We start from the raw sequence: 2844 nt of genomic DNA, 5'->3' as shown, positions 1-2844 counted from the left end.
GCACGTCGGAGGCCACCGCGACCGTCAGCCCCGGCCGGCCGCGGCCGCGCAGCTGCGCCTGGTAGAGCGCCCCCGCGAGCCCCGCGAGCCGGGCCGCGCGGCCCCCGTCCGGCGGCCCGGGGAAGGTGCGGCGGCCCTCGTCGTCGACGCCGGGCTGCTGGGAGTCCTGGATCCGGGCGACGTCCTCCGACGAGAGGGTCTCGGGGCTGTCTGGGGAGCGCTCGTCGACGACGACCACGGCGTCGTCCTCGCGGGCGGCGAGCGCCACCGCCGCGGCGAGCGGCGCCTTCCCGATGATCGCGGTCCCGCCGGCCGGCGCGGCGTCCTCCCCGATGAGGCTGAAGGTGCCCGGCGCCTCGGCCGCGGCGGCCGCGGGCCGGCCGAAGGCCCGCTCGTGGAGCAGCCGGGCGCGCGCGGCCGGGTCGGCGTCGCGCCGGGGGGAGGGGTCGTGGTCGTGGGACATGATGCGTGGGGTCGCCTTAAACGGGAGCTGTGGTGGCCGGTTCGGTGGCGCCCGCGGCGGTGCGGCGGGCGAATCTAGACTGGGTCCGGCGGCGCGGCTGGCGGCCGCGCGCCGCGTCACCACTGTAGCGGCGCGGGTCCCGCGTCCCGCAGGCCCGGGCCTGCCGCTCGGGCGTTCGCCGAGGACACGACGTGAGGAGGAGCGCAGGTGGCCGAGGAGAAGTGGTACGTCGACCCCGAGACTGGCGAGGTGTTCCAGGGGCGGCTGCGCGGCTGGCTGCACCGCATGGGCCCGTACCCCAGCCGCGCCGAGGCGCAGCGCGCCTTCGAGACCGCCCGGAAGCGGTCCCAGGCCTTCGACGAGGAGGAGCGCCGCTGGCGCGAGTCCTAGGGCTCCTCGATGGAGCGGCGGAACGCCTTGTAGGACTTTTTCAGCGTCTTGAACTCCGAGTCCGCGCGGCGGATGACCGCGGCGGTGCGCTCCCGGAGCGACTCGTAGACCACCCCGTAGGCGAACGTCGACTCGCCGCGGCCGGCGGCGTGCTCGGCGCGCTCGGCGACGAGCTCCGCGGCGGCGGAGAGCTGGCGCACCTGGCGCAGCAGCGCGGTGAACGACGCGGCGTCCGCGGCGAGCGCCTCGGCCCGGTAGGCGGTGTATTCGCGGGCGAGCTCCGCGGCGGCGACGAGCTCCTCGGCGTGGCGCCACGCCTCGTCGATGAGCCGGGCGGCGCGCTCGTCGTCGCAGGGCAGCGCCGGCTCGGAGTTCAAGTCCTTGCGGCGGTTCTTGATGGCGACGTAGCCGCGCTTCACGGCGCGCACGATGATCGCGGGCGCCTTGCGGCGCTCCCGGCGGGAGGGCACCGGCGGGTCGGCGAGTAGCCGGTCGAGCGCGTCGAGGGCGTCGATATAGGCCTTGCTGTTGAGCTCCGCGACGAGCTTGTTGTGGCCGCGCTTCGCGGCGGCCCTGGAGCCCTGCCCAAGCCGGCTGCGGGTGTGCTCGTCGATCTTGCCCGAGGAGTTCGCGTCCACGCGCTCCTTGAGCTCGCGGTGGCCGCCGGCGCGGGTCGCGGACTCGGCGGCGCGCTCGGCCGCGGCGTGCAGCCGGGCGTCGATGGCCTCGACGGGGTCGAGCCGCTCGTCCCAGCTGTCGTGCTCGAAGAGCTCGTAGAGGCCGCGCAGCGCGAGCCTGAGACCCACGGCCGCGGACATGAACGAGGTGACGGTGCCGGCCTCGCGGCGGCGGGCGCGCGCGTCGCGGTAGACGAGCGCGTCGCGGTAGGCGCTCAAAGCCTCGACGAGGCCGGTGAAGGTCTCGTCGCGCTCGTCGTAGGCCTGGAACTCGTAGGGCTGCGGCGGCTTCGGCGCGGTGTCAAGCGAATCGCCGAGCGCGGTGAGGAGCTTCGAGGGCGAGTCCGACTCGTGGGCGCCGGCCTCCTCGACGAGTGAGCGCACCTGGTCGAGGACGCGGGCGCCGCGGGCGTTCTCCGCGAGCTCGGCGGAGAGCTCGAGCTCCCACTCGCGCCACGAGGTCTCCGTCCCGCCGGGCAGAAGCGAGGCGGCGCGCACCCGGTCGTCGCAGAACGTCGCGATGTCCGCGCGGTGCTTGTCGACGAGCGCGGTCTCGGTGCGGTGGTTGTCGACCTGGGCGATGGGCACGATCTCCTCGTTGCGCACCACGGCGCGCACGAGGTCGTGGAGCTCCGCGGGCAGGGTGACCGTGCCGTCGCCGTTGACGCCCGGCGCGGCGTCGATGGCCACCCCGATCTCGCGGCGGGCGCGGCCCCGGCCGGGGAGCTTGAGGTGCCAGCCCTCGTCGCGCCCGCCGGTGCGGCGCCGAAGCGTGATCGCGGCGCGGGTGAGGCGCAGGTCTTTGGTGTCGAAGTACGTGGCCCGAAGGGTGAAGCTCGTCGTCTCCGAGGCGGAGGCGACGTGGTCGACGCCGCTTAAGTCCGGCGCCTCGAGCTCGTCGGTGGGCACCGCGAAGGTCGCCTCCACCTCGATGTCGCTGGTTGCCATGAGGCTCCTCCCCACGCCTTCAAGAGACGCTCGACGACTGGCTTCCCGCGCCGGGGGATAATCCGGCGCCTGCCTGCAAGTATAGGCAAGGACGCGGCGCTTTTCGGGCCCGCTGGGCGGCCCCGCTAGCCGGGGCCGAGGGCGCGGCGCAGGCCCCGCGCCTGTGACCGGCCGGCGTCCCAGCCCTCGCCCGAAACGGCGTATCCCGGCACGGTCCGGGCGGCGGGGAAGTGGCGCCCGATGGCCGCCTCCGCCGCCGCGCCCAGGCCGGGCTCGGGGGCAAGGACGCGGGCCGCCTCGGCGGCGAAGCCGGCGAGGTACCGCCCGGCGAAGCGGGCGTCGCGACACCGGCCGCTGAGCGCCAGC

General features: G+C 75.6%; 3 protein-coding genes and 1 pseudogene. 1 reads left to right on the top strand and 3 read right to left on the bottom strand.

Going from position 1 to position 2844, the window contains the following annotated elements; all coding sequences use genetic code 11:
* Nucleotides 1-463 (bottom strand): annotated as a pseudogene (locus HMPREF9719_RS01570) (galactokinase family protein); the annotation flags it as partial.
* 207 nt (nucleotides 464-670) lie between these two features.
* Here HMPREF9719_RS01570 and HMPREF9719_RS01565 point away from each other — a divergent pair.
* Nucleotides 671-853, top strand: a complete 183-nt coding sequence (locus HMPREF9719_RS01565) for a hypothetical protein (protein WP_004600206.1) — start codon at nucleotides 671-673, stop codon at nucleotides 851-853.
* Here the strand turns inward: HMPREF9719_RS01565 and HMPREF9719_RS01560 are convergent.
* Complete coding sequence (locus HMPREF9719_RS01560) at nucleotides 850-2478, bottom strand: CYTH domain-containing protein (RefSeq protein WP_004600205.1); 1629 nt, start codon at nucleotides 2476-2478, stop codon at nucleotides 850-852. The genes HMPREF9719_RS01565 and HMPREF9719_RS01560 overlap by 4 nt on opposite strands.
* 125 nt (nucleotides 2479-2603) lie before the next feature.
* A partial coding sequence (locus HMPREF9719_RS09735; protein ID WP_038082688.1) for a hypothetical protein occupies nucleotides 2604-2844 on the bottom strand: 241 nt, incomplete at its 5' end.

It is taken from the genome of Corynebacterium otitidis ATCC 51513 (assembly GCF_000296405.1).
Lineage (GTDB): Bacteria > Actinomycetota > Actinomycetes > Mycobacteriales > Mycobacteriaceae > Corynebacterium > Corynebacterium otitidis.
Note: the sequence above shows the minus strand (reverse complement) of the source record. Positions and strands in the feature narration are given on the sequence as shown.